The sequence below is a fragment of the Streptococcus sp. SG2 genome, from assembly GCF_030439925.1.
GTDB classification, from domain to species: Bacteria; Bacillota; Bacilli; order Lactobacillales; family Streptococcaceae; genus Streptococcus; species Streptococcus gordonii.
This window is the reverse complement of sequence record NZ_JAQFJD010000001.1, coordinates 553,809-578,031: the sequence shown is the minus strand read 5'-3', so window position 1 is coordinate 578,031 and position 24,223 is coordinate 553,809. Positions and strand designations below refer to the sequence as shown.

Below are 24,223 nucleotides of genomic sequence, written 5' to 3'. Positions count from 1 at the left end.
GCAAAGAAATTGTCTTTTTGAAAAAATTTCAGTAAAATTTTAAGAGATTATTATATTATGAAAAGGGAATTATTATGGAAAAAAGAATCACTGGTGAGAGGTTCCAGCGCTATTCTTTAAGAAAGTTATCAGTAGGATTGGTTTCCGCTACTATCGGAAGCTTCTTTTTTAGTACAGCGATAGCAGGAAATGTAATTACGATTGAGGCTGCAGAAGTATCAGCTAGGCAAACTATTCCTGTTCAATATCACTACGTAGTAGAGTCTGAACTGACTGAGGCTGAAAAGAATGCGGTCGTTAAGGAGCTTCCAAAATTTGTAGAAGAAAACTCTGACGCTTATTATTTAGTATATCGTCCAAAAAATCAGGGGCTTTTGGAGAATAATCTGCCGAGGACGGGATACTCAAGTCTGTGGGAAGCAACTTTTGCAGTCGCTGGGCTGACTTTAGCAGTCTTAGTAATTGCACGAGGTAGAAATGGTAAGCGATACCTGTCTTCTATTTTGCTGGTGACGGGTCTAGGCTCTATTCTCTTAGCTCCTTCTGTGTTTGCAGTGACCAATATTGAATTAGCAGCTTACAATCAAAGGCTGAATTTGTCAGTAGGAGATAAGCTGCCTGAGCCTTTAGAGATAACCGGTTTTGAATATGTAGGATATCTGAAAAGCGGTGAACAGGTCAAGGAGAACGCAGCAGGAAATCATCAGCTTCCTATGGCACAAAAGGACTTGTCAGCTGTTGAAGTCAATAAGCAGGCGGGCAAATCTGTGAGTTTTTCTGAGAATACAAGTGCTCCCAATAAGCCAGTATCTACTGAAACAGAGAAACCGACAGAGCAAGAAAAAGCCATTGCTATTAAAGAGCACGAATCTGCTCGACGTTTTCCAGTTACTGAATTACCTGAATTGCAACTCAAGAGCCAAGACAGCACCCAAACCCAAGTCCTGCCTTATCAAACTGAGTACCAATATTCAAATGAGCTCGCAGAAGGGCAATCTCAGGTCATTCGCGCAGGTGTCGCTGGTACACGTACTGTTGTCACTCGCAATTATATTGCAGGTAAAGAAATTGTAAAAAGCGAAGTGATTTCAGACCAGGTAACTACAGAGCCTGTTTCGGAAATTGTGTTGGTAGGAACTGCCGCAGTCAAATCTGTTCCAAAAGAAGCGCCAGTTCAGGAAGTTCCAGAATTGACGACTTATGGAACTGCACCAGATACCGCACCGGTTCAAGAAGTTCCGGAGCTAACCAACTATGGTACAACCCCTGAAACAGCACCAGTGCATGAAGTTCCTGAGCTGACCAATTATGGTACAAGTCCTGATACAGCTCCAGTGCATGAAGTTCCTGAACTGACAGAATATGGAACCAGTCCTGAGACAGCACCTGTCCAAGAAGTTCCTGAGTTGACCAACTACGGTACAACTCCTGAAACAGCACCAGTGCATGAAGTTCCTGAGTTGACCAACTACGGTACAACTCCTGAAACAGCACCAGTGCATGAAGTTCCTGAACTGACAGAATATGGCACCAGTCCCGAGACAGCTCCAATTCACGAGACTCCAGAACTGACGGAATATGGCACAGCACCAGATACAGCACCAGTGCATGAAGTTCCCGAGTTGACCAATTATGGTACAACCCCCGAAATAGCCCCAGTCCACGAAGTTCCTGAGTTGACCAACTACGGTACAACCCCCGAAACAGCACCGGTGCAAGAAGTTCCAGAGTTGACCAACTATGGTACAGCCCCTGAAACAGCACCGGTGCAAGAAGTTCCAGAATTGACCAATTATGGTACAACCCCCGAAACAGCACCAGTGCAAGAAGTTCCAGAATTGACGACTTATGGCACAAGTCCTGATACAGCTCCTGTTTATGAGAACTCTGAGTTGGAATTGACTACAAATGACGAGGTTAGAATAGAAAAGATTGATTTTTCTATTGAGGAGCAATATACCGATGAACTTGTTCGAGATGCTCGTCAAATCGTGACTCCAGGAGTGCAAGGCGAACGGACCATCAAGACTCGAGTCTACAGTTCCCATGGTCAAGTGGTTGATCGTCAAGAGCTATCGAATGAAGAAACCTTGGCTCCCGTAACGCAAGTTGTCAAGGTTGGTACAGCTAAGCCAAGCATGGTACCGAACGATGCGCCGAAAGCAGACGCTCTTCCAGAGTATCCACTAACTTACACCGACGAAACTCGGGTTGAGAAAATCAGCTTTAGCATTCGTGAAGAAGAAACGGATGAATTGGTTCGAGATGCTCGTCAAATTGCGACTCCAGGAGTCCAAGGTGAGCGTACGATTAAGACTCGAGTCTACAGTTCTAATGGCCAAGTGATCGACCGTCAAGAGCTTTCTAACGAGGAAACATTGGCTCCAGTAACGCAAGTCGTCAAAGTTGGCACAGCTAAGCCAACCATGGTACCAAGTGAAGCTCCGAAAGCAGACGCTTTGCCAGAGTATCCACTGACATATACAGATGAAACCCGCGTAGAGAAAATAGCCTTCAACATCGAGGAGCAATATACCGATGAATTGGTTCGCGATGCTCGTCAAATCGCAACTCCGGGAGTTCAAGGCGAACGGACCATCAAGACCCGCGTCTACAGTTCCAACGGTCAAGAGGTTGATCGCCAAGAGTTGTCTAACGAGGAAACCCTAGCTCCCGTAACACAGATCGTCAAGGTCGGTACAGCTAAGCCGAGCATGGTACCAAACGATGCGCCGAAAGCAGACACTTTGCCAGAATATCCACTGACTTACACAGACGAAACTAGAGTTGAAAAAATCAATTTCACCATTCGTGAAGAAGAAACGGATGAATTGGTTCGTGATGCTCGTCAAATCACAACTCCGGGTGTCCAGGGCGAGCGTACAATCAAGACCCGAGTCTACAGTTCTAATGGTCAAGTGGTTGACCGCCAAGAACTTTCGAATGAAGAAACCTTAGCTCCTGTAACACAAGTCGTCAAAGTAGGAACAGCTAAGCCAAGTATGGTACCGAACGATGCACCGAAATCAGAAGCTTTACCAGAGTATCCGTTGACTTATACTGACGAAATTCGCGTTGAGAAGGTTGCGTTCAACACCGAGGAGCAATATACTGATGAATTGGTTCGAGATGCTCGTCAAATCGCAACTCCGGGTGTCCAAGGAGAACGGACGATTAAGACTCGTATCTACAGTTCTAACGGTCGGGAAATCGACCGCCAAGAGTTGTCTAACGAGGAAACCTTGGCTCCAGTAACGCAAATCGTCAAAGTCGGCACGGCTAAGCCGAACATGGTACCGAACGATGCACCGAAAGCAGAAGCTTTAGAGGAGTTCGATTTAATTTCACTGCATAATCTATTAGCAGAAGCGGATCAGATTAAAGCTCAGGCACGTTATTTTAACGATAGTCAGAGTCATCAAGCTAACTACGATACTGCCTTGATGGCAGGTCAAGCTATTCTGAGCCAATCCCAAGCCAGCCAAGCAGAAGTTAACCAACTGGTGGAACAAATCAACCAAGCTAAAGCTCAGTTAAGCGGTCTTGAGGTTGTCAAAACGGCTCTTCAAAACGAGTACGATTTAAATCCAACTGTTAAAACTTCTGTTAAATATAAGAATGCGGATTCAGATAAGCAGACAGCTTATACTGACGAATTGTCCAAGGCAGAAAGTGTTCTGAACAATCAAACTGCCACTCAAGTGCAGGTCAATCAAGCATTTGCTAGCCTGACAGCAGCCAAAGAAGCTCTAAATGGAGTGCCTAAAGTTAAGCCGACAGTTTCTATTCTAAGTTTGACAGAAAATGCAGATGACAAGTCGGTTACAGTCCAATATAGATTAGAAGACCAGACCCAGTCCTTCCGTTCAGCGACTGCTGAATTGTATCAGGGAGATCAGCTTGTCCGCACTCTTCCGATTACCAATTTCGCAGGAAGTCTGAAGATTGGCGACTTAGACTACTACACAGGCTATACTCTGAAAACCAAGCTGACTTATGAACTGGATAATGGCAGCTTCACTGAGTTTGAAACAGACAGTCGTAACTTTGAGCTAGAATACAAGAAGATTGCCTTCCGAGATATTGATTCTGCCGAGTTTTACAGCAAAGAAAACGACCAGTTTAAGCGCGTCGTATCCATGAGCTCTATGCCTACGGATCTGTCTACCTACTTTGTCAAAGTCAAATCAAGTGAATCTAAGGAAATGCTCCTGCCGGTTCACAGCATAGCGGAAAGTCAGAAGGATGGCAGGGATGTCTATAAGGTGACCGTCTCTCTGCCTGAGCTGGTACAAGAAGGTGAGACAGGCTATAAGTCTGGCTATGACTTCTATATCAGTAAGGCAGCTGTTCCTAGTCAGCAAAATGTCTACACTAGCTTTGCTGGTTTGGTAGACGCTATGAAGCAAAATATGGCTGGCAACTATGTTCTGGGTGCTGATTTGGATGCGAGCGAGGTTAACCTAGCTCCTGCGGATTATGTCTACCTCAAAGGAAACTTCACAGGCAGTCTGACTGGTAACCATAATGGCAAGCAGTACGCTATTTATAATCTGGCCAAGCCGTTATTTGAAAATCTCAAGAGTGGTTCCTCTATTTCTAATCTGGACTTGAAAGAGGTCAATATTGTAGGTACCTATGACTCAGCTGCACTAGCTCGTAGTGCTGAAAATGCTCAAATCACAGACCTCTCTGTCCAAGGTAGAGTATCGGTAGTAGGCAACGCTTCTAATGTAGCGGGACTAGTTGTGAGTGCGACAAATACCCAAATTACCAATAGCTCCTTTACTGGAACTATCGTGTCAAATGATAAGCAGGGCAAGGAATACAATGTCGGTGGTTTGGTTGCCAATCTTAAGGGAGGAAACTCCTTGATTAGCCAAAGCAGGGCAGATGTGACTATTCTAGCAGGCGCTAGAGCCAACAACCAACGCTTCGGCGGTCTGGTTGGCCGTTTAGAAAACAATGCCCGCATCAGCCGTTCTTATGTAGCTGGAAAGATTCAAAACTCTACTAAGAACGGTCAGATTGGTGGCGTGGTTGGCTCCAATTACTTCAATGGCTTGATCGATAATGTCATCAGCAATGTCAGCGGTACAAATGTTTACAGTATTTCTGGCGATCAGGGATATGAGAATAACCGTATCACAGATGCTTATGCCGTTGAAGGAAATAAAACGCTGGAAAATGACAAGTTTGTCACTTCAACACTGACTCTGAACGAGGCAGAAGAAAAGCTGGCTGACCTAGACATTACGACCACGCTAGAAGACACGAATCTTAACCTTTATTCTGTCGACTACACCCAGGAAAAGAATGCCCGAGAAGATCGTCTGATAGCTTATGCTAACATGGAAAAGCTCCTTCCATTCTACAATAAGGAAACTATCGTTACTTATGGAAATAAACTTCCAGATAATCACAAGCTCAATACGGAGTACTTGCTGGATGTTGTTCCGATGAAGGGTGACCAGATTATCACTGATATCAATAGCAATAAGACCGGAATTAACCGTCTGATGCTGCACTTTGAGGATAATACGGTTGAATACCTGGATCTGACCTATAAGGGAGATTTCAAATATAAGGCAATTGCTGAGTACAGTGTAAATGGCTTGGGCCTTCTTTATACACCAGAAGCATTCCTATCAGACTATAGCAGGATTCTTAATCAAGTGCTACCAGAGTTGAACAAGGTTGACCTTGACTCACCAACTATGCGAACTGTTTTAGGCGTGAATGCTGATACTTCTCTGGATGATCTCTATCTGGATACCGCCTTTGACCAAGTCAAGACTAAGCTGTCAGAAGAGTTGCGCAAGGTTCTGGCTATGGACAAGTCCATCAATACTGAAGGCAATGTCGTGGCTGACTATGTAGCCCAGAAGATTACAGCCAATAAGGAAGCCTTCCTGCTGGGTCTGACCTATCTCAACCGCTGGTATAATATCAACTATGACAATATCAATGTCAAGGATTTGTCAGCCTATAAGTTTGACTTCTTTGGAAATCATAATGCTTCAACGTTGGATACCATTATTTCACTAGGTCAGTCTGGCTTTAATAATCTTAAAGCCAAGAACAACTATATGGCTTATGATACCTCGCTCTCTGAAGCAACTGGTAAACGAGGGCTCTTCAATTATCTTGAAGGCTATCGTCAGCTCTTCCTTCCATACAAAACCAATAATGAATGGCTCAAGACCAATACAAAAGCCTACATCGTTGAGGCCAAGTCGGATGTTGCAGAAGCTAGACATCTTCAGGATGCAGCCGAGGGCAAGAGCAAGTATTCTGTTGGCGTTTATGACAAGATTACTGCAGATAATTGGGAACACAAGGGCATGCTTCTGCCACTCTTGACCATGACGGAGAAAGGTGTCTATGCTATCTCCAATATATCTACCCTCTCTATGGGAGCTTATGATCGCTACCGCCTTGATGCCAATGGCAGAGTTCGGACAGATGCAGAGCTAGCTGAATATGTCGAAGACCGAGTGAGAAAAACAGCTGAATACCAGCGAGATCACTATGATTTCTGGTATAAGATTCTAAGCGATGAAAGCAAGGACAAGCTCTTCCGTTCTGTTCTGGTTTACGATGGATTCTCATTGGTTGACAAGGATGGTAAAAGATATTGGGCTCCAGCTAATGACAAAAAATCACTGGCTATGCAGGAGTTCTTCGGACCAGCTGGTAAGTGGTACCCAAGCAAGGGCTACAATGCCTATGCTACAGGAAGTGTAACCCACTTTGATGCTGCTCGCTTGTTAGAAGACTATGGGAACTCTGTCTATACGCATGAGATGACCCATAATTCTGACGGTGGTATCTACTTTGAAGGTTATGGTCGTCGTGAGGGCTTGGGTGCGGAACTCTATGCTCGTGGACTCTTGCAGTCCACTCCAAGTGCAGATGAAGCTACCATTACTCTCAATACCCTCTTCAAGGTTGACAAAGACTCTAAGACGCGTCTACACACATATAACTTCAAGGAACGCGTTCAAAATGCAGAAGACCTGCAGCACTATGTCCATGGTATGTTTGACATGATCTACACGCTAGATTACCTAGAAGGTAGATCTATGCTGAAGCAGAGCGATGATGCTAAACTTCAGTGGTTCAGGAAGATGGAGAATTACTATATTACAGATAAGTATGGTAAGGAGACTCATGCTGGTAACCAGACGCGAAGCTTTACTGCTGAAGAAATCAAACAGTTGAAGACCTTTAACTCTCTGATTGAAAATGATGTGATCACTCGTCGGGAGAACAAGGATAGTGGGAAATATGGCCGAAATGGCTACCTCAGTCTCAGCCTCTTCTCACCAATTTACTCAGCCTTGAGCAATCCAAATGGAGCGCCGGGTGATGTCATGTTCCGTCGCACAGCCTATGAGTTGCTAGCGGCTAAGGGCTACCATGAAGGATTTGTCCCTTATGTTTCTGGTAAGTACTCTAAGGAAGCCTTTGATGAAGGCAAGAAAACTTGGGACGGATGGTCCGGAAGAGATGTTGGTCTCGTAACTGACCAGAAAGTCTTGGAAAATGTATTCAAGGGTGAATACGACTCTTGGGCATCCTTCAAGAAGGCTATGTACCAAGAGCGGATTGATCAGCTGACCAAGCTCAAACCAATCACCATTGAGTACGAGCTAAAAAATCCAAGCAGTACCAAGAAAGTAACCATTCGTTCTTATGAAGAGATGCAGAAGCTAATGGACGCAGCCGTAGCAGAGGATGTGCGCAACATTACCAATGCTACTAGTCGTGTCGAAGCTAGCTGGGTCAACCTGCTCAAGAAGAAGATTTACAACGCTTATCTTCGTGAGACAGACGACTTCAGACAGTCAATCTTTAATAAGTAATCATTTTAATACTAGCTAAGGAAACTTAGCTAGTATTTTTTATATTTTTCTTGATTTTTGAGTTAGGATATGGTTAAATATTTTAAAAGAAACAATTGTTGCGCAACAAATGTATCAGAAAGGGATATCAATGCCTCCAAAAAATAAATTCACCAAAGAAGAAATCATTGAAGCTTGTCTAGATCTTGTTCGAGAAGAGGGGAAGTCGGCTGTCACGGCACGAGCTGTTGCTGCTAGATTGAAGTCTTCACCTAAGGTCATTTTTGGTCTTTTCGATAATATGGATGAGTTGAGCAAGGCTATCGTCGTTGCTGCCGAGAGGATCTTTGTCAGACAAGTTGAAATTGCCTTGCAGGAAGAAAAAGCCTTTCGGGCTGTTGGGATCGCTTATATCCGATTTGCAGCAGAGGAGCCCCAGCTTTTTCAATTGATCTTTATGAATGAGTCCGAACGTGCTATTCATCAGTTTTCTGAGTTTTTACCAATCAAAGATTACAGTTATGAAAATATGATTCTGTCTATTCAAGAGGAATATGGGCTTTCAAGACAGCTATCAGAGCAACTTTATCAACATCTATTTATTTATTCACATGGAATTGCCAGTATGACTGCTGCAGGAATCTATCGCTTTTCACCCGCAGAACTAACTACCATGCTGACACAAGTTTTCACAGCGCTTATAAAGGAATTATTAGGAGGGAATCATGATTGAACTAAAGGGAGTAAGAAAGTCCTACGGAGCCAATGAGGTTTTAAAAGGTATCGATTTACGGATAGAAGAGCAAGATTATTTAGTGATTTTGGGAGCTTCTGGATCGGGTAAGTCGACTTTGCTAAACATTCTTTCAGGCTTGGAAAAACCTGATCAGGGTGAAGTATTATATGATGGGGAAAATATTGCGTCTTTAAGTGAAAGTCAACTGACTAAGTTCCGTAAGAATCAGGTCGCTTTTATATTCCAGCAATATTATTTATTACAAGAGTTGACGGTAGTGCAGAATGTTAAAATGGGAGCCCATCTTGCAAAGAATCAAGATTACCTCCCAATTATTGAAGAAATGGGTTTAAAAGAAAAAATCCATCAATATCCCAGTGAATTATCCGGCGGTGAGCAACAGCGCGTAGCGATTGCCAGAGCCTTGGCTAAGAAGCCAAAGGTACTTTTCCTTGATGAGCCGACAGGAGCTCTCGATGAGGCGACAGGCCGCCAGATTCTATCCTACATTGCTCAAATGAAAAAAGAGCTTGGATTTACCCTAGTAATGGTTACTCATAATGAGCATATAGCCCAGCTGGCAAATACTGTGGTGAGGGTGAATAGCGGGCAAATTCAGGACATTACGGTCAATGAAGAGCCAAAGAGAGTAGAAGAGATTGGGTGGTAGATTATGGTAGTTAGTAGCAAAGATTTACGGAAATTATCTGTTGTCTCCATTATCAGTTTTTGTGCAGTTTTGGTCTCGACTTTATTTATCAATTTTTACCTTGATCTTCAATCTATTGAGGTTGAGAAATTATCTTTACCAGCCAAGGCTTATTACGATGCTCAAGTTCTCATTGCTAAATTCGTCTCCTTGGTTAGTGGAGGAGTGCTTTCTCTCCTAGCTGTTCTTCTCTTATTCTTTTATATCAAGCAGTTTATTGATGATCATAAGGAAGAGTTAGGGATTCTCAAAGCTCTTGGCTACCAAAATGTTGAATTAGCCAAGCATTTCTGGATTTTTAGTTGTTCAGTTTTTCTAGGAGCCTTGCTTGGGTTTGCTTCATCATTCTTCTTTATGAAGGACTTTTATGATTTGCGCAATCAAAAAGGTTTCTTGCCCACTATTGAAATTCATTTTCATTGGCAATTATTTCTTGCGATGGTCATCTTACCGACTCTTCTATTTGCATTATTAGGAATTGGCTATGCTTTGATTAAATTGAAGCAGCCGAGCCTTTATTTGCTGAAGAGATTTGAGTTGGCACAAGTAAAGCAAAAGCACCATAAAACTAAAGCAAATAAACCTTTTTTGAAAGAGTTGGGGGCTGTTCATTTTTATAAAAGGAAATTATTGATTTTCTTTGTTGTCTTTGCAGCATTTTCTTTTGCAGCTATGATGCAGCTTTCCTTAGGCATGAAAGACTTTATAGATGGTACCATTCAAGTCATGATGATGGGAATAGGCATTCTTCTGTCACTTTCGATTTTGCTGCTTTGTCTAGGTACTGTCGTCCAAGAAAACAAAGCCAGTCTGGCTCTCATGAAAGCCTTTGGCTATAGCAAAAAAGAATGTAGTCTCGTTATTTTTGCTCGTTATCGAGTGGTTGCTTACCTTGGTTTTGTCTTAGGGACGGTATATCAGTATGGTCTTATGAAGTTACTCCTTAAAGTTATTGTGAAAGATGCTAAGGGGGTCCCCGACTACGCATTTGATGTTCAGCTTTGCTTAATCGCCTTCTTAGCCTTTGTGATCTTATATGAACTTTTACTTGCCTACTATGTCAAAACTATTGAAGGCTTGACCTTAAAAGAAGTCATGCTAGCTGAATAATATAAATAATCTAGCTTTTACATTGATAAACCCATCTGTAAAAGCTATTTTTGTGCTATAATGATAAAAAAATATGAGGAGATTAAAATGAATCAAACTGTTCAATATTTACAAGAATTAACGGCGATTCCTTCCCCAACAGGCTTCACAGCCGAGGTGGCTGACTATCTGGTAAAAACTTTGGAAGGATTGGGCTATGAGCCTATCCGGACTAATAAAGGTGGCGTCCATGTTGTGGTTAAGGGTGAAAATGATGCCCAGCATCGGGTAGTGACTGCCCATGTGGATACACTGGGGGCTATTGTGCGTGCAGTCAAGTCAGACGGTCGTCTTAAACTGGATCGGATTGGAGGTTTCCCTTGGAACATGATTGAAGGCGAAAACTGTCTAGTTCATGTGGCCAGCAGTGGCAAGACTATAAGTGGGACTATTTTGGTTCACCAGACTTCTTGTCATGTCTACAAGGATGCTGGGACGGTTGAACGTACCCAGGACAATATGGAAGTCCGTTTGGATGAAAAGGTGACTAATGAGAAAGAAACTCGCGATTTAGGAATCGAAGTCGGTGATTTTATTTCCTTTGACCCTCGTACCACAGTTACTGAGTCAGGCTTTATCAAGTCTCGCTTTCTGGATGATAAGGTCAGCGTAGCTATTTTGCTCAATCTTTTGCGTGTCTACAAAGAGGAAAATATCCAGCTACCAGTGACGACTCATTTTGCTTTCAGTGTCTTTGAGGAAGTTGGTCACGGGGCTAATTCCAGCCTTCCTGAGCAAGCGGTAGAGTATCTGGCTGTTGATATGGGCGCTATGGGTGACGACCAGCAGACAGATGAGTATACTGTTTCCATCTGTGTCAAGGATGCTTCAGGGCCTTATCACTATGGCTTCCGCCAACATTTGGTAAATTTGGCTAAGGAGCAAGACATTCCTTACAAACTGGACATCTATCCATTTTACGGATCAGACGCCTCTGCAGCTATGAGTGCAGGAGCAGAAGTTAAGCATGCTCTGCTAGGTGCCGGCATCGAATCCAGCCACTCTTATGAGCGGACGCATATTGATTCGGTTGTTGCGACAGAGCGTATGGTCGATGCTTATTTGAAAAGCGAGTTAGTAAAATAGACTAAAGTGGAGTCCTATGCTGAAAACTATGCTAAAGCTTCTTAAATATCTTTCATGCTTACTTCTGTTTATTCTAGTTCTTGTGTTTTTATACCATCAATACAGTTTGAACAAAGAAAAAAAGTTCCTCACCTCTAGTATCGGTCAGCGAGTAGAGGTAGACGGAAAGCAAATGAATGTCTATGTGGCTGGAAATGGACCGAAAACACTGGTCTTTCTTTCTGGTAGTGGGACAAGTTCACCTATTCTTGATTTCAAATCCCTGTATTCCAAACTTGTAAAGGACTATCGGGTAGTTGTGGTAGAGAAGTTTGGGTATGGCTTTAGCGCTGACTGGTCTAAAGATCGTGATTTGGATACTATTCTAAGCCAAACAAGGAAAGCTTTACAGAAGGTTGATGTTAAAGGACCTTATGTTCTCCTTCCACATTCTATGTCGGGACTTGAAGCCTTACATTGGTCTGCTTCTTACCCTAAGGAAGTTGAAGCGATTATTGGTTTAGATATGTCCTTTCCTCAAGCATACGATAATTATAGACCCAATCAGCTTCTATACAAGACTTTGCAACTGGCTGCTAACTTAGGTCTAAGTCGCTGGTTTTATTCTCCCGATAAAGAGATCCGTTCCCTGTCTAATGGTTCTTTGAATCCAAAGGAAAAGTCAATTTATAAAGCTTTATTCTATCGGCGTCCCATATCTAATTCCATAATGAAGGAAGCAGAAGAAGTTAAAAGTAATGCAAAACTTGTAAAGCAAGACAAAGTCCCTGCCATTCCTTATTTACTATTTGTATCCAATGGTCAAGGGACAGGTTTTGCTAGAAAGGACTGGCAAGATATGTCGAAAGACTTTGCTAAAGATCATAAAAATGTTCAGCTAAAGAGTTTTGATGTTCCGCACTATATTCATAGTTATATTCCTGATGAGCTTGTTAAGGAAATAAGAAAATTTTTGAAGTAAGTTTTGGAAAGGATATCTAGGAGATCTAATAAAAAACAGCAGGTTAAATAACCTGCTGTTCTTCTAATATTTATTTTTTAAAAAATTTAATATAAATTTGCAGCTTGATGGGTTATAATAAATAAGACACACTAGGAATGAGATACAGAGATAGGATAGGTGTATGAGAAAACATAATAAAAAAAGAATTAATATAAAGAAACTGCTTTTCTTTAGCTTGCTTAGTTTTACAGTGGTTCTTGCCCTCTTTTTTGGAGTCAAGAGAATTTACTCATATTTTCAAGATAAGGAGTACCAGGAGAAGATTGAAGCCTTAATTTCCAAGGAAGAGAAAAATTACGCTTCAAATACTGAGAAGAAGAGTAGACAAGAGGGTAGTCACTATATTGAAAGCTTCTATCCATTGCGTGATGGTCAAGTCAATTCAATCGTCAAAGAAATGATGGATGCTGATAGTCAAACCATCAAGAATGGCCAGAAAAAAGATAGGAAGATTGATCAATTGACCTTCTATTATTCAGAAGAAAAAGATACCAGTCTAACTGATGTAAAAGAAGTTTTGGTCCATCGAAAAGATTATCAAGCAAAAAACAGGAAAATTAATCCTGCGGAAACCCGTCAAATTGCATGGAGCTATCTCGGTTCAGATGGTAATCGTTTCACCTTAGACAAGGTTTTTCAGGATGCAGAAGTTGCAAAAGAAGTCCTCTTAAGTGAAATCTCTAGCCAACTTACTTTTAGACAGATAGATGAAGCGGCTCAGACAGAAGTTCTTAACAGTATGTCAGCAAGCGACTTAAGCCAGTGGAATTTCCGGTATGAGAATAGTCATTTTTCTATTAGCTTACCTAGGGAAATTCAAGGCTTGACTAGTATAGATGTCCCTTTATCCAGCCTTTATAATCAAATCAACCCTTCTTTTCTTAAAGGAGCAGACTTGGAAGCATATCAGAACTATGAATCTAAAAGACATGAAAAAATGGTTGCTCTGACTTTTGATGATGGACCGGATGCTAAAACAACACCACAAGCGTTGGATATCCTAAAGAAATATGGTGTTAAGGCTACTTTCTTTATGCTAGGTCAAAATGTAGTAAGCAATCCAGACATTGTCAAGAGAGTAAAAAATGAAGGTCATCAAATTGGAATACATACATGGGATCATCCAGTTTTAACCAAACTTCCTATGGAAACAGTCAAGAAAGAAATTTTTGATACTCAGACGGCTATATATAACGTTGTAGGGATTAAGCCAACGATTACGCGACCACCTTATGGAGCTATTAATTCTACGATTCAAAATGCGATTGACCAATCCTTCATCATGTGGAATGTGGATAGTCTAGATTGGAAGACACGGAATACTAAAGCCATTATGCAGGAGGTTGCCAAGACCCAACCAGGCTCTATCATTCTCATGCATGATATACATCAGACCAGTATTAATGCCCTTCCGAGTGTCATCCAGTATCTGCAAAATAATGGCTATACTCTAGTGACAGTCGATGAGTTGCTAGAGGGTCAGTTAGAGCCACATCGTATCTATTATGGTAGAGACTAAGACAGTTCTTGGGGTTAGATTTTTGAAATCATTGTTGGTAATGAGTAAAAGCAAAAAGCTTTGGAAACATTAGATTTCCAAAGCTTTTTTAGCTTAACTCGTTACATAAAGTTCTTGATTTTTTAGTACAATTTCGCGAACAGAAGCGTATTTTTTTAATGTCTTCAGCTCTTCTGGATGGCTGATGAGAGTGATGACATTGCCTTCTTTGCCCATACGGCCGGTTCGGCCAGAACGATGGGTATAGGTTTCTAAATCGCGCGGAAGTTCATAGTTGACGACGCATTCTAGGGAGTCAATATCAATGCCACGAGCAACCAAGTCAGTGGCCAGCAAGAGAGTAATCTGGTGTTCTTTGAACTTATCTAGAATAACCTTGCGGAACTTAACATTGATATCGCTGGCAAGTGAAACAGCATTGGCTTCTCGATACTGGAGTTTTTCTTCGGCACTGCCCAGGTCTGACAGAGCGTTGAAGAAAACCAACCCACGGAAATCTTCAACATTGGATAATTTGCGAAGCAACTCCACTTTATCACGTTTTTCGACTTGCATGTAAAAATGCTGGATATTGTCCAAGACTTGATTATCAATGCTGATTTTTAGGGTGTCTTTAGCAATCTTATCGTGGTCGAACTTAGCTGTGGCGCTCATGTAAATCAACTGATGATCACGAGGTGCATAGCGAACGATTTTATCAACAAAATGATACTGAGAATCACTGAGCAGTTGGTCAAATTCATCTAAGACGATTGTATCAATATTCATCATCTTAATTTTTTTTAGCTTGACCAACTCAAAAATTCGACCGGGAGTGCCAATGATAATTTCAGGTCCTTTTTTTAGACGTTCAATCTGGCGTTTTTGACTGGATCCAGAAATGAATAGCTGAGCGTTCAAACCAAGTGAGTCTGCCCAGCTTTTGCAAACTTCAAAGATTTGTCCAGCCAACTCAGTATTAGGAGCTAAAATCAAGAGCTGTTGAGCTTTTTTTGGCGTTATCTTAAGTAGACTGGGAAAGAGGTAGGCTAGAGTTTTGCCAGTTCCCGTTGGACTGATCCCTAAAACAGATTTTCCTGATGAAATTGGCTCAAATATATCTTCCTGTATACTTGTAAGATCTGAAAATCCTAAGTCTTCTAACTTGTCTTGCCAAGAGTTAGGAAAATGTATTTTAATCATAATCAACCTCAAATCTAATGCCAGCATCCTTACGCATGGTCCACAATGTTTGGTGAACGGCAGATGCTGCTTTTAGCCATTCCTCATAAGCTGTTCGATCTTTTCTTAGTAATACTGTTGCAAAGGCTTTAGCTTCCTCCTGCATGGTATGAGAAGCTTGCTGAATGGGAAGAAGGGTTTCTTGTCCATCTAGTCCTTGGAAAATAGCAGAACTGATAAATTCAATACTGTCTAAAGTCAGAGTTCCCTGATCCGTGTAGATTTCTGCGGGTAGATTGCTATTGATATTTTTTCCAGCCTGAATCCCGACTTGGAAATCGGGGTATATCAAAGCTCCCACTCCATTTAAGTCAATGGTATTAGGTAATTGTTGAGCACTGTATCGGGCAGATTGAGGGGAACCAAAGAGCCTAATAGCAGCGTAGACGGGATAGACACCTAGGTCCATCAAAGCTCCACCAGAAAACTTAGCAGAAAAGACATTAGGCTCTTTACCTGAAAGTAGTGCCTGCATCTTAGAAGAATATTTGGCATAGGTGAAGTGTGCTCCCCAGACAGTCTTGTCCTTGAGGAAGCCTTGAATAGTAGAGAAGGCTTCTTCATGATAATTACGAGCAGCTTCAAAAATATAAACTTCTTCTTGCTTAGAAAGAGCAACCAGTTCCTTCCATTCTTCCGGTAGCGACACAGCTGGTTTTTCAATAATCGCGTGTTTGCCTGCTAAAATAACTTGTTTAGCATGCTCAAAGTGTAGGGAATTTGGACTGGCAATATAGACTACATCGAGCGAACTTTTTAAAAAATCTGTAAAATCACTAAAAAGTTCTACATTTTGATAATCTTGGGCAAAGGCTTGAGCAGAAGTTAAGCTCCGCGAATATACAGCCTGTAACTCATAATGGCCACTGAGTTTAGCAGCCTTGATAAACTCATGGGAAATCTGTCCTGTACCAATAATACCTAATTTTAACATGCTTCCCTCCTTTAAAAATCTCTCTATTTTTTACTGATTAGCCCTTTCATTATACCATGATTTGGTGTAAAATAGATAAGATTAAAAATATTGGAGCAAGAAATGCAAAACAGACCTATTATTATTGGAGTGACCGGTGGATCAGGTGGTGGTAAAACCAGTGTCTCCAGAGCAATTTTATCTAATTTCCCAAATGAAAAGATTGCTATGATTGAGCATGATTCTTACTATAAAGACCAGTCCCATTTGACTTTTGAGGAAAGGATTAAGACAAACTATGACCATCCTTTTGCCTTCGATACAGATCTAATGATTGAACAAATCAAGGAGCTTTTGGCTGGCCGTCCAGTAGATATCCCCACCTATGATTATACGGAGCATACTCGTAGTAGCAAAACCTATCGCCAGGAACCTAAAGATGTATTTATCGTAGAAGGGATCTTGGTACTTGAAGATCAGCGCTTGCGTGACTTGATGGATATCAAAATTTTTGTCGATACTGATGATGATGTTCGAATCATTCGCCGGATCAAGCGGGATATGGAAGAACGTGGTCGCAGTCTGGATAGCGTTATTGAACAATATTTGGGTGTAGTGAAACCCATGTATCATCAGTTTATTGAGCCGACTAAGCGTTATGCTGATGTCATCATTCCTGAAGGAGCTTCAAATACAGTTGCCATTGATCTGATCACAACTAAGATTGAAAAAATCTTAAAAGAAGCTAGAAATTAATGAGGAGGAAGTCTAGTAAAGAGCTAGACTTTTTAAATAAAATGAGAAATATTGTGAAAAGAGAATTTCATTCCCGATCTAAATTTTTCGCCTGCTTGTTAACGTTTTGCGCAGGGTTTGTGGATGCCTATACCTTCATTGAAAGGGGAGGGACCTTAGTAGCTGGGCAAACAGGAAATGTTGTTTTCCTTTCAGTTGAATTGATTAATCATGAAACAAGAGAAATTGAAGTAAAACTGGCTACGATGTTAGCATTTATGCTAGGGATCTTTCTAATGACGGTTTTTCAAAATCTTTTCGAGAAATCCTGGTGGCGACTTTCTAGCATTGTGCCACTAATTCTAGTATCTTCTATAATTGGATTTTTGCCAGGCAACTTCGCCAATATCTACATTGTGCCTCCTCTTGGTTTTTGTATGGGTTTGGTAGCGACGGCTTTTGGAGAAGTAGATGGCATTGCCTATAATAATTCCTTTATGACAGGTAATCTTAAGAAGACCATGGTTGCTTTTGGGACTTACGTTCGAACCAAGAAAATACCTTACTTAGAAGAAGGCTTGTTTTTTGTGGCTCTTTTAGCTAGTTTTGTAACGGGAGCCATCGCATCTACTTATCTCATCCAATTCTGGTACTTGAAGACGATTTGGTTAGTAAGTTTGATTTTATCAGCCTTTCTAATCTTTAGATTAACTCAATATCTGCGTAGAAGATAACAAGTATATAGCATTAAATATAAACTGAGATCAGCTTATCTCGGTTTTTTTGTTTCTTAATTTGGTTAAGTAGGGTAGACATCATGTATTTCACAATTTATGCCCAAGTGATTTTTAAAGAGTTAGAAAAATATCCTGACTTTTAACTGCTTTTATAGAAGGATTCAGCTAGGAGAGTCTCTTTATGATATAATAATAAGGAAATAAGGAGGAATGAAAATGTCTAAGATAATTAATACAAATAAAGCACCTAAAGCTATTGGTCCCTATGTTCAAGGACGAGTAGCTGGCAATCTTTTGTTTGCAAGTGGCCAGATCCCTTTGTCACCAGAAACTGGTGAGATTGTCGGTAGCACGATTGAGGAACAGACTGAGCAAGTTCTTTCAAATATCAAGGCTATTCTAACAGAAGCTGGAACTGATTTTGATCATGTCGTGAAAGCAACTTGTTTTCTGAGTGATATCAATGATTTCGCGGCTTTTAACGCTGTTTATCAAACAGCCTTTTCAAGCGCCTATCCTGCTCGATCTGCTGTAGAAGTAGCGCGCTTACCTCGTGATGTTAAAATTGAAATTGAAGTCATTGCTGAGCTAGATTAAAGCTCTAGCTGGAGGGGAGAGAATATGCCAGAGAAAGAGATGAAACTAGTCATTGTTACGGGAATGAGCGGTGCAGGAAAGACAGTAGCCATTCAGTCATTCGAAGATTTGGGCTACTTTACCATTGATAATATCCCGCCAACACTTGTACCCAAGTTCCTGCAATTATTAGAAACAACTAATGATATTGACAAACTAGCTCTTGTCGTGGATATGCGTAGCCGTTCATTTTTTGCTGAAATTCAGAACGTTTTAGATCAGGTGGAAAACAATTTAGAAATTGATTTTAAAATTCTCTTTCTAGATGCGGCTGATAAAGAATTAGTAGCTCGTTACAAGGAGACACGACGAAGCCATCCATTGGCAGCAGACGGTCGGATTTTAGACGGAATTAAGTTGGAGCGGGAATTGTTGGCTCCTCTTAAGAATCTCAGTCAAAATGTTGTTGATACGACAGATTTAACTCCTCGTGAATTGCGAAAGACTATTTCAGAACAGTTTTCTGACCAGTCTCAACTACAATCCTTTCGTGTTGAGGTCATGAGTTTTGGATTTAAGTATGGCCTTCCTTTGGATGCGGATCTGGTTTTTGATGTTCGTTTTTTACCAAACCCATACTATCAGCCAGAACTACGTAATCAAACAGGATTGGATAAACCAGTCTTTGACTATGTCATGAACCACGAGGAGTCATCCGAATTTTATCAACATCTTCTGAATTTAATTGAACCGATTTTACCTGGTTACAAGAAAGAAGGGAAGTCAGTCTTGACAATTGCAGTTGGTTGTACGGGGGGGCAGCATAGAAGTGTTGCTTTTGCTCAACGTTTGGCAGACGATTTAGCTAAAAATTGGCCTGTCAACTGTAGTCATCGTGACAAAGACCGTAGAAAGGAAACGGTAAATCGCTCATGAGAAAGCCCAAAATAGCTGTTATTGGTGGTGGAACCGGGATTTCCGTTATCCTTGATAGTTTACGAAAAAGGGATGTAGATATTTCTGCTATCGTAACGGTTGCTGATGATGGGGGGAGTTCAGGTGAGTTAAGAAAAAATACCCAGCTGACTCCTCCAGGCGATTTACGAAATGTACTTGTTGCTTTGTCTGATATGCCAAAGTTTTATGAGCGAGTCTTTCAGTATCGCTTTGCTGACCAAGATGGACCTTTAGCGGGGCATCCTTTAGGAAATTTAATTATTGCTGGTATTTCTGAAATGCAGGGCTCAACCTATAATGCCATGCAAATTCTGACTAAGTTTTTCCATACAACGGGAAAAATCTATCCATCCAGCGATAGTCCATTAACCCTTCATGCTGTTTTTACTGATGGTGTTGAAGTGGCAGGTGAGAGTCGGATTGCCGATTATAAAGGCATGATCGACCATGTCTATGTGACTAATACTTATGATGATGAAAAGCCCCAAGCCAGTCGTAAGGTTGTTCAGACCATTTTGGACAGCGATATGGTCGTACTTGGTCCTGGATCTCTTTTTACCTCTATTTTGCCAAATTTGGTGATTGAAGAGATTGGCCAAGCTCTACTTGAAACCAAGGCTCAGGTGGCTTATGTCTGTAATATTATGACCCAAAGAGGGGAAACTGAACACTTCACGGATGCCAATCATGTGGAAGTTTTGCATCGTCATTTGGGACAAAAATTTATTGATACAGTGCTGGTGAATATTGAAAATGTTCCAAAAGATTATATGAATTGTAATAAATTTGATGAGTATTTGGTGCAAGTTGAGCATGACTTTAAGGGACTTCAAGAACAGGTTCCCCGTGTTATTTCTTCTAATTTTTTACGTTTGGAAAATGGTGGAGCCTTCCACGATGGTAATTTAGTTGTGGAAGAATTGATGAAGAACATTCAGGTGCGAAAATGAGCTTTACGGTAAAGGTAAAAGAAGAACTATTGGGACTAGATACCAAGAGTAAGAGTGAATTGGCTGCTATCATGAAGATGTCTGGTAGTTTAGGAATTGCAAGTCAAGGATTAACTCTATCCATTACTACTGAGAATGCGAAAATTGCTCGTCATATTTATGAGTTGCTGTTGAGCTTTTATCAGGTGAAATCTGATATTCGTCATCACCAGAAAACTAATTTACGAAAAAATCGTGTTTATACGGTTTTTTTAGATGAAAAAGTTGAAGATATCTTGTCAGACTTGCACCTGGCGGATGCTTTCTTTGGAATCCAAGAGGGAATTGATCCTTTAATTCTATCAGATGATGAAGCAAGTAGAGCCTATCTTAGAGGTGCTTTCTTATCAAATGGCAGTATGAGAGATCCGGAATCTGGTAAATATCAACTAGAAATTGTTTCTGTCTATTTGGACCATGCTCAAGGACTTGCCAGTTTGATGCAACGTTTCTTACTAGATGCAAAAACCATCGAACGAAAAAAAGGAGCAGTTACTTATTTGCAACGAGCAGAAGATATCATGGATTTTCTGATTGTTGTTGGAGCAATGGAGGCCATGGCTGAGTTTGAAGCTGTGAAAATCCTTCGGGAGACTAGAAATGACCTCAATAGGGCTAATAATGCAGAGACTGCCAATATAGCTCGAACTGTGACAGCCAGTATGAAGACTATCAATAATATTGTCAAGATTATGGAGACGAGTGGTTTGGAGAGTCTGCCAATTGATTTACAAGAGGTAGCACATCTGAGAGTTAATCATCCTGATTACTCTATCCAGCAGTTGGCTGATAGCCTTAGTAAACCTCTGACCAAAAGTGGCGTGAATCACCGCCTTCGGAAAATTAATAAGATTGCAGATGATTTATAACCAAGAAAACTAGAAACGGCTCTAGTTTTCTTTTTTATCAAGGGAAAACTCGGCTTTGTCATGTTACCGCATAGGAATGTCATCTTTTTGTCACAAAAGTAATAGGAAATTAGTGTAAAATAGATCTATTATGATTTTAGAGCAGGCAGAATCAGACTTCTGACTTGTTACAAAAAGGAATAAAAATGAAAAAAATAATCAAACGTACTGTAGTTGGTCTTCTTGTCTTATTATTTGGCCTGATCCTGATTTTGGTACCTTCCTCAATTCAATCCTCTGATCAGCTAAAGAATGTAGAAAGCACAATTAGTTTGTCTAGTATGGTTGAATCTGGACTTCAGAATGCAACCGTAGGAACAAATGGTCTAAGTACAGAGATTACGATTAACAGCAAACAATTGAATCAGTTACTGAAACCATTTTTGACTGATAATCAGAGTCAAGAATTATTGGAGAGTGCGTACAGCATTGAAGGGGATAAATTAAGATTGCAACTCCCGATAAAAATCCTTGGGATTGACAGCAAACTTGATTTGCGATTCTACGCGGCCTACGAAAATCATACCCTACGATTTGATCTTGCTAGCTCTCGTCTAGGAAATCTACCAGTACCAAAAGCTATTGTAGCTTCGATTTTACAAAATAGATTGAAAGACCAGTCCAGCAATCTAGCCATGGAACAAGAAACAATATTGGTTTCTCTACCAGAGTCTCAGTTTAAAATTACAGGACTTAACATACAGGATAATACTGCTAAGGTTAAGCTGACAATGAATGTGTCAGGTTTGCTGGGTCAGTAGGAGTAGAGAATATGCTTATAGTAAATTCAGCTCAACCTGATTTTATTCAAATTAATAGCAACTTGCGTTTGCGAGCTTATGATGGCCACTATCAAGTGGCCTTTTCTTGGTATCAGGATCCAGAGCTTGTCTATTTAATTGACGGCAAAAAAGAAAGCTATTCACTAGAAAAGATCAAGAAGATGTATGAGGTCCTTAGTCAGCGAGGAGAACTATATTTCATTGAAGTTAAGCAGGATGGTTCCTGGTTGCCAATTGGTGATGTGACATTTTCAGAGAATGACTTACCTATTGTTATTGGAGTGGAGGCTTATCGATCTATTGGTCTTGGACGAGAGGTTATTGCAGCATTGATTGAGAGGGCTCGATCTCTGTCCTATCGTCAGTTATGGGTTCAGGACATTTATGATTTTAATCTCTCGTCTAAAAAGCTATTTACTTCATTCGGTTTTTATCCTTATGAAGAGACGGATCTGGGACACCGTTATGTTTTAGATTTACTTTTACCTCTAACTGATATCCAGCCCAGCCAATTTTTCCTTTCAAAAAGGAAGCTAGAAGAAATTGTGACATGGTTTGACCAAGAAGAATTAAATCCTTTGCCAGTAAAAAGATTGGAGGGCAAATGGTTCCTGACAGATGGTCATAGCAGAGCTTTCACTGCATATCTTAGAGGATGGTCAGAAATACCGATATATTTTGACAGAGACGACATAAATTTAAAATTTTATTCCAATTGTATTAGACTCTGTAAGGAAAAGAAGATCTTGTCAATAGCTGACTTGAAGGACCGTATCTTATCTGAGGAAGCCTACCAAACAGAATGGCTTGACTGGTGTAAAAAGACCTTTGAAAGTATGAATGGGATAGACAGCTAATTCGTCTTTTTTTCACAAGTTGTGATATAATAAACAAGAAAGAATTAGAATAATATCATAATAAATTAAAGGAGTAGCGGATGCTATACGAATTTTGTGCTGAAAATGTAACCTTGCTTGAAAAAGCAATGCAAGCAGGAGCTCGACGTGTTGAACTCTGTGACAATTTAAGTGTCGGAGGAACCACGCCAAGTTATGGAGTCATTCGTGCTGCAGTGGACTTGGCTAAGTCTTATGATACCACTATAATGACCATGATTCGTCCTAGAGGTGGTGATTTTGTATATACTGACCTTGAAGTAGCAATCATGATCGAAGATATTAAAAAGGCGCGTGAAGCTGGAAGTCAGGGTGTCGTATATGGCCTACTGACAAGGGAGAATGAACTAGACACAGAGAATCTTGAGTCTTTGCTAGCTGTGTCACAAGGTTTAGAAGTAGTCTTTCACATGGCTTTTGATTCTATTCCAAGAGATAAGCAATTCGAGGACTTGGATTGGTTGGCTGAGCATGGTGTTAAGCGCATTCTGACTCATGGAGGTCCAGCTACAGAGACGATTCAAGAACACTTTGCTTGGCTAAAAGAGTTGGTGGCCTATGCAGACAAGCGAATTCAAATCCTGCCTGGCGGTGGTATTACGACTCAAAATCGCGATGAAATCGTTGCTGAGTTAGGTCTGGATCAGCTACATGGAACCAAGGTAGTATTTTAGGAGGATAAGGAGAGGAGCTGTGGCTCCCTTTCCTTTTTATAGACATGTTTGAACTATTCGAAAAGTATAAAGCTAACTATGATAAGCTAGTTAAGTATGGTTTTTTAGAAAAGGAAGGCATCTATCAGATATCAAGAAAAGTCATGTCTGGAGATTTTCAGATGGTGATCAATGTTGAAGATAGTAGTGTCAGTTTTCAGCTGTTTGATTGTGAGACAGGGGATGAGTATAGGCAGGTTCACATGGAATCTATGACAGGCGAGTTTGTCGGCCAGGTGCGTCAAGCTTGTTTGGACCTTCTCTTAGATATTCGTCGCCATTGTTTTGATGAAATTGGTTTCCTTTATGAACAAAGTCAGCGCTTGGTAGCTCACGTTTCTGAGCGTTATCAGGGAAGTTTAGAGTACCTTTGGGCTAAGTCTTCAAGAAAAAGTTCTACCCAGGCAGCTGTATTTCGCCATGAAGGTACAAAGAAGTGGTATGGAGCCTTTCTAACGACTGACTGGTCTAAGTTTGATTCAGGACGAAGCGGAGCAATTGAGGTTCTTAATGTCAAGAACAATCAGGTCTCAGAACGAGTCCAAGAAAAAGGAATCTACCCAGCCTTTCATATGAATAAAAAATATTGGCTGAGTCTCCCGCTAGACGATACTCTAACGGATCAAGAATTATTCTCTCTTTTAGAAGAGAGCTTTCTTTTAACAAAGAAAAAATAAGAGGCTGAGTTTTCCAGCCTTTTTCGCTGTCAATAATCAAAAAATGAGTGTATAATGAATAGTATTTGAA

Annotated in this window: 19 protein-coding genes; 17 read left to right on the top strand and 2 right to left on the bottom strand. The window is 40.8% G+C overall.

Annotated elements, in window-relative coordinates; all coding sequences use genetic code 11:
• Positions 1-74 precede the first annotated feature (74 nt).
• From PCY09_RS02790 to PCY09_RS02760, 7 genes are all read left to right on the top strand, one after another.
• Positions 75-7,868: an SIALI-17 repeat-containing surface protein gene (locus tag PCY09_RS02790; protein ID WP_125367023.1), complete on the top strand. Its 7,794-nt coding sequence runs from the start codon at positions 75-77 to the stop codon at positions 7,866-7,868.
• 130 nt (positions 7,869-7,998) lie between these two features.
• Positions 7,999-8,580 carry a TetR-like C-terminal domain-containing protein gene (locus tag PCY09_RS02785; RefSeq protein WP_082307691.1) on the top strand — a complete coding sequence of 194 codons (582 nt, stop codon included), beginning with the start codon at positions 7,999-8,001 and terminating at the stop codon, positions 8,578-8,580.
• Positions 8,573-9,253: an ABC transporter ATP-binding protein gene (locus tag PCY09_RS02780; protein WP_125375804.1), complete on the top strand. Its 681-nt coding sequence runs from the start codon at positions 8,573-8,575 to the stop codon at positions 9,251-9,253. Before PCY09_RS02785 ends, PCY09_RS02780 begins: the two co-directional genes overlap by 8 nt.
• 3 nt (positions 9,254-9,256) lie before the next feature.
• Positions 9,257-10,402: an FtsX-like permease family protein gene (locus tag PCY09_RS02775; RefSeq protein WP_082307690.1), complete on the top strand. Its 1,146-nt coding sequence runs from the start codon at positions 9,257-9,259 to the stop codon at positions 10,400-10,402.
• 87 nt (positions 10,403-10,489) lie between these two features.
• Positions 10,490-11,527, top strand: coding sequence for a M42 family metallopeptidase (locus PCY09_RS02770; protein ID WP_125396991.1), 1,038 nt, complete (start codon positions 10,490-10,492; stop codon positions 11,525-11,527).
• A gap of 106 nt (positions 11,528-11,633) precedes the next feature.
• Positions 11,634-12,488, top strand: coding sequence for an alpha/beta fold hydrolase (locus PCY09_RS02765; RefSeq protein WP_227250336.1), 855 nt, complete (start codon positions 11,634-11,636; stop codon positions 12,486-12,488).
• A 163-nt stretch (positions 12,489-12,651) separates the two neighbouring features.
• On the top strand, positions 12,652-14,049 hold the full coding sequence (locus PCY09_RS02760; RefSeq protein ID WP_125396992.1) for a polysaccharide deacetylase family protein: 1,398 nt from the start codon (positions 12,652-12,654) through the stop codon (positions 14,047-14,049).
• A 93-nt stretch (positions 14,050-14,142) separates the two neighbouring features.
• Here the strand turns inward: PCY09_RS02760 and PCY09_RS02755 are convergent, their stop codons facing one another.
• Positions 14,143-15,234, bottom strand: coding sequence for a DEAD/DEAH box helicase (locus tag PCY09_RS02755; protein WP_185760617.1), 1,092 nt, complete (start codon positions 15,232-15,234; stop codon positions 14,143-14,145).
• Positions 15,224-16,204, bottom strand: coding sequence for a Gfo/Idh/MocA family protein (locus PCY09_RS02750; RefSeq protein WP_125396994.1), 981 nt, complete (start codon positions 16,202-16,204; stop codon positions 15,224-15,226). The genes PCY09_RS02755 and PCY09_RS02750 overlap by 11 nt, the downstream gene beginning before the upstream one ends.
• Positions 16,205-16,306: 102 nt before the next feature.
• On the opposite strand from PCY09_RS02750, the gene udk reads away from it, so the two are divergent.
• The 10 genes from udk (at position 16,307) to PCY09_RS02700 (ending at position 24,153) form a co-directional block, all read left to right on the top strand.
• Complete coding sequence (gene udk / locus PCY09_RS02745; RefSeq protein ID WP_060553717.1) at positions 16,307-16,939, top strand: uridine kinase; 633 nt, start codon at positions 16,307-16,309, stop codon at positions 16,937-16,939.
• Between the two features lie 41 nt (positions 16,940-16,980).
• Positions 16,981-17,652 carry a YoaK family protein gene (locus PCY09_RS02740; RefSeq protein WP_125396995.1) on the top strand — a complete coding sequence of 224 codons (672 nt, stop codon included), beginning with the start codon at positions 16,981-16,983 and terminating at the stop codon, positions 17,650-17,652.
• Positions 17,653-17,871: 219 nt separating this feature from the next.
• On the top strand, positions 17,872-18,252 hold the full coding sequence (locus PCY09_RS02735; RefSeq protein ID WP_008808853.1) for a RidA family protein: 381 nt from the start codon (positions 17,872-17,874) through the stop codon (positions 18,250-18,252).
• A 24-nt stretch (positions 18,253-18,276) separates the two neighbouring features.
• Positions 18,277-19,167, top strand: a complete 891-nt coding sequence (gene rapZ / locus PCY09_RS02730) for an RNase adapter RapZ (RefSeq protein ID WP_046165717.1) — start codon at positions 18,277-18,279, stop codon at positions 19,165-19,167.
• Positions 19,164-20,138, top strand: coding sequence for a YvcK family protein (locus PCY09_RS02725; RefSeq protein WP_008808851.1), 975 nt, complete (start codon positions 19,164-19,166; stop codon positions 20,136-20,138). Before rapZ ends, PCY09_RS02725 begins: the two co-directional genes overlap by 4 nt.
• Positions 20,135-21,046 (top strand): DNA-binding protein WhiA, encoded by a 912-nt coding sequence (gene whiA / locus PCY09_RS02720; protein WP_046165715.1) that lies wholly within the window; start codon positions 20,135-20,137, stop codon positions 21,044-21,046. Before PCY09_RS02725 ends, whiA begins: the two co-directional genes overlap by 4 nt.
• A gap of 185 nt (positions 21,047-21,231) precedes the next feature.
• Complete coding sequence (locus PCY09_RS02715; protein ID WP_046165714.1) at positions 21,232-21,846, top strand: hypothetical protein; 615 nt, start codon at positions 21,232-21,234, stop codon at positions 21,844-21,846.
• Between the two features lie 11 nt (positions 21,847-21,857).
• Positions 21,858-22,724, top strand: a complete 867-nt coding sequence (locus PCY09_RS02710) for a GNAT family N-acetyltransferase (RefSeq protein WP_061601815.1) — start codon at positions 21,858-21,860, stop codon at positions 22,722-22,724.
• A gap of 80 nt (positions 22,725-22,804) precedes the next feature.
• The gene (locus PCY09_RS02705) at positions 22,805-23,437 is read left to right on the top strand and encodes a copper homeostasis protein CutC (RefSeq protein ID WP_061601814.1); all 633 of its coding nucleotides are present in this window, start codon (positions 22,805-22,807) and stop codon (positions 23,435-23,437) included.
• Between the two features lie 44 nt (positions 23,438-23,481).
• Positions 23,482-24,153, top strand: coding sequence for an MmcQ/YjbR family DNA-binding protein (locus PCY09_RS02700; RefSeq protein WP_061601813.1), 672 nt, complete (start codon positions 23,482-23,484; stop codon positions 24,151-24,153).
• Positions 24,154-24,223 lie beyond the last annotated feature (70 nt).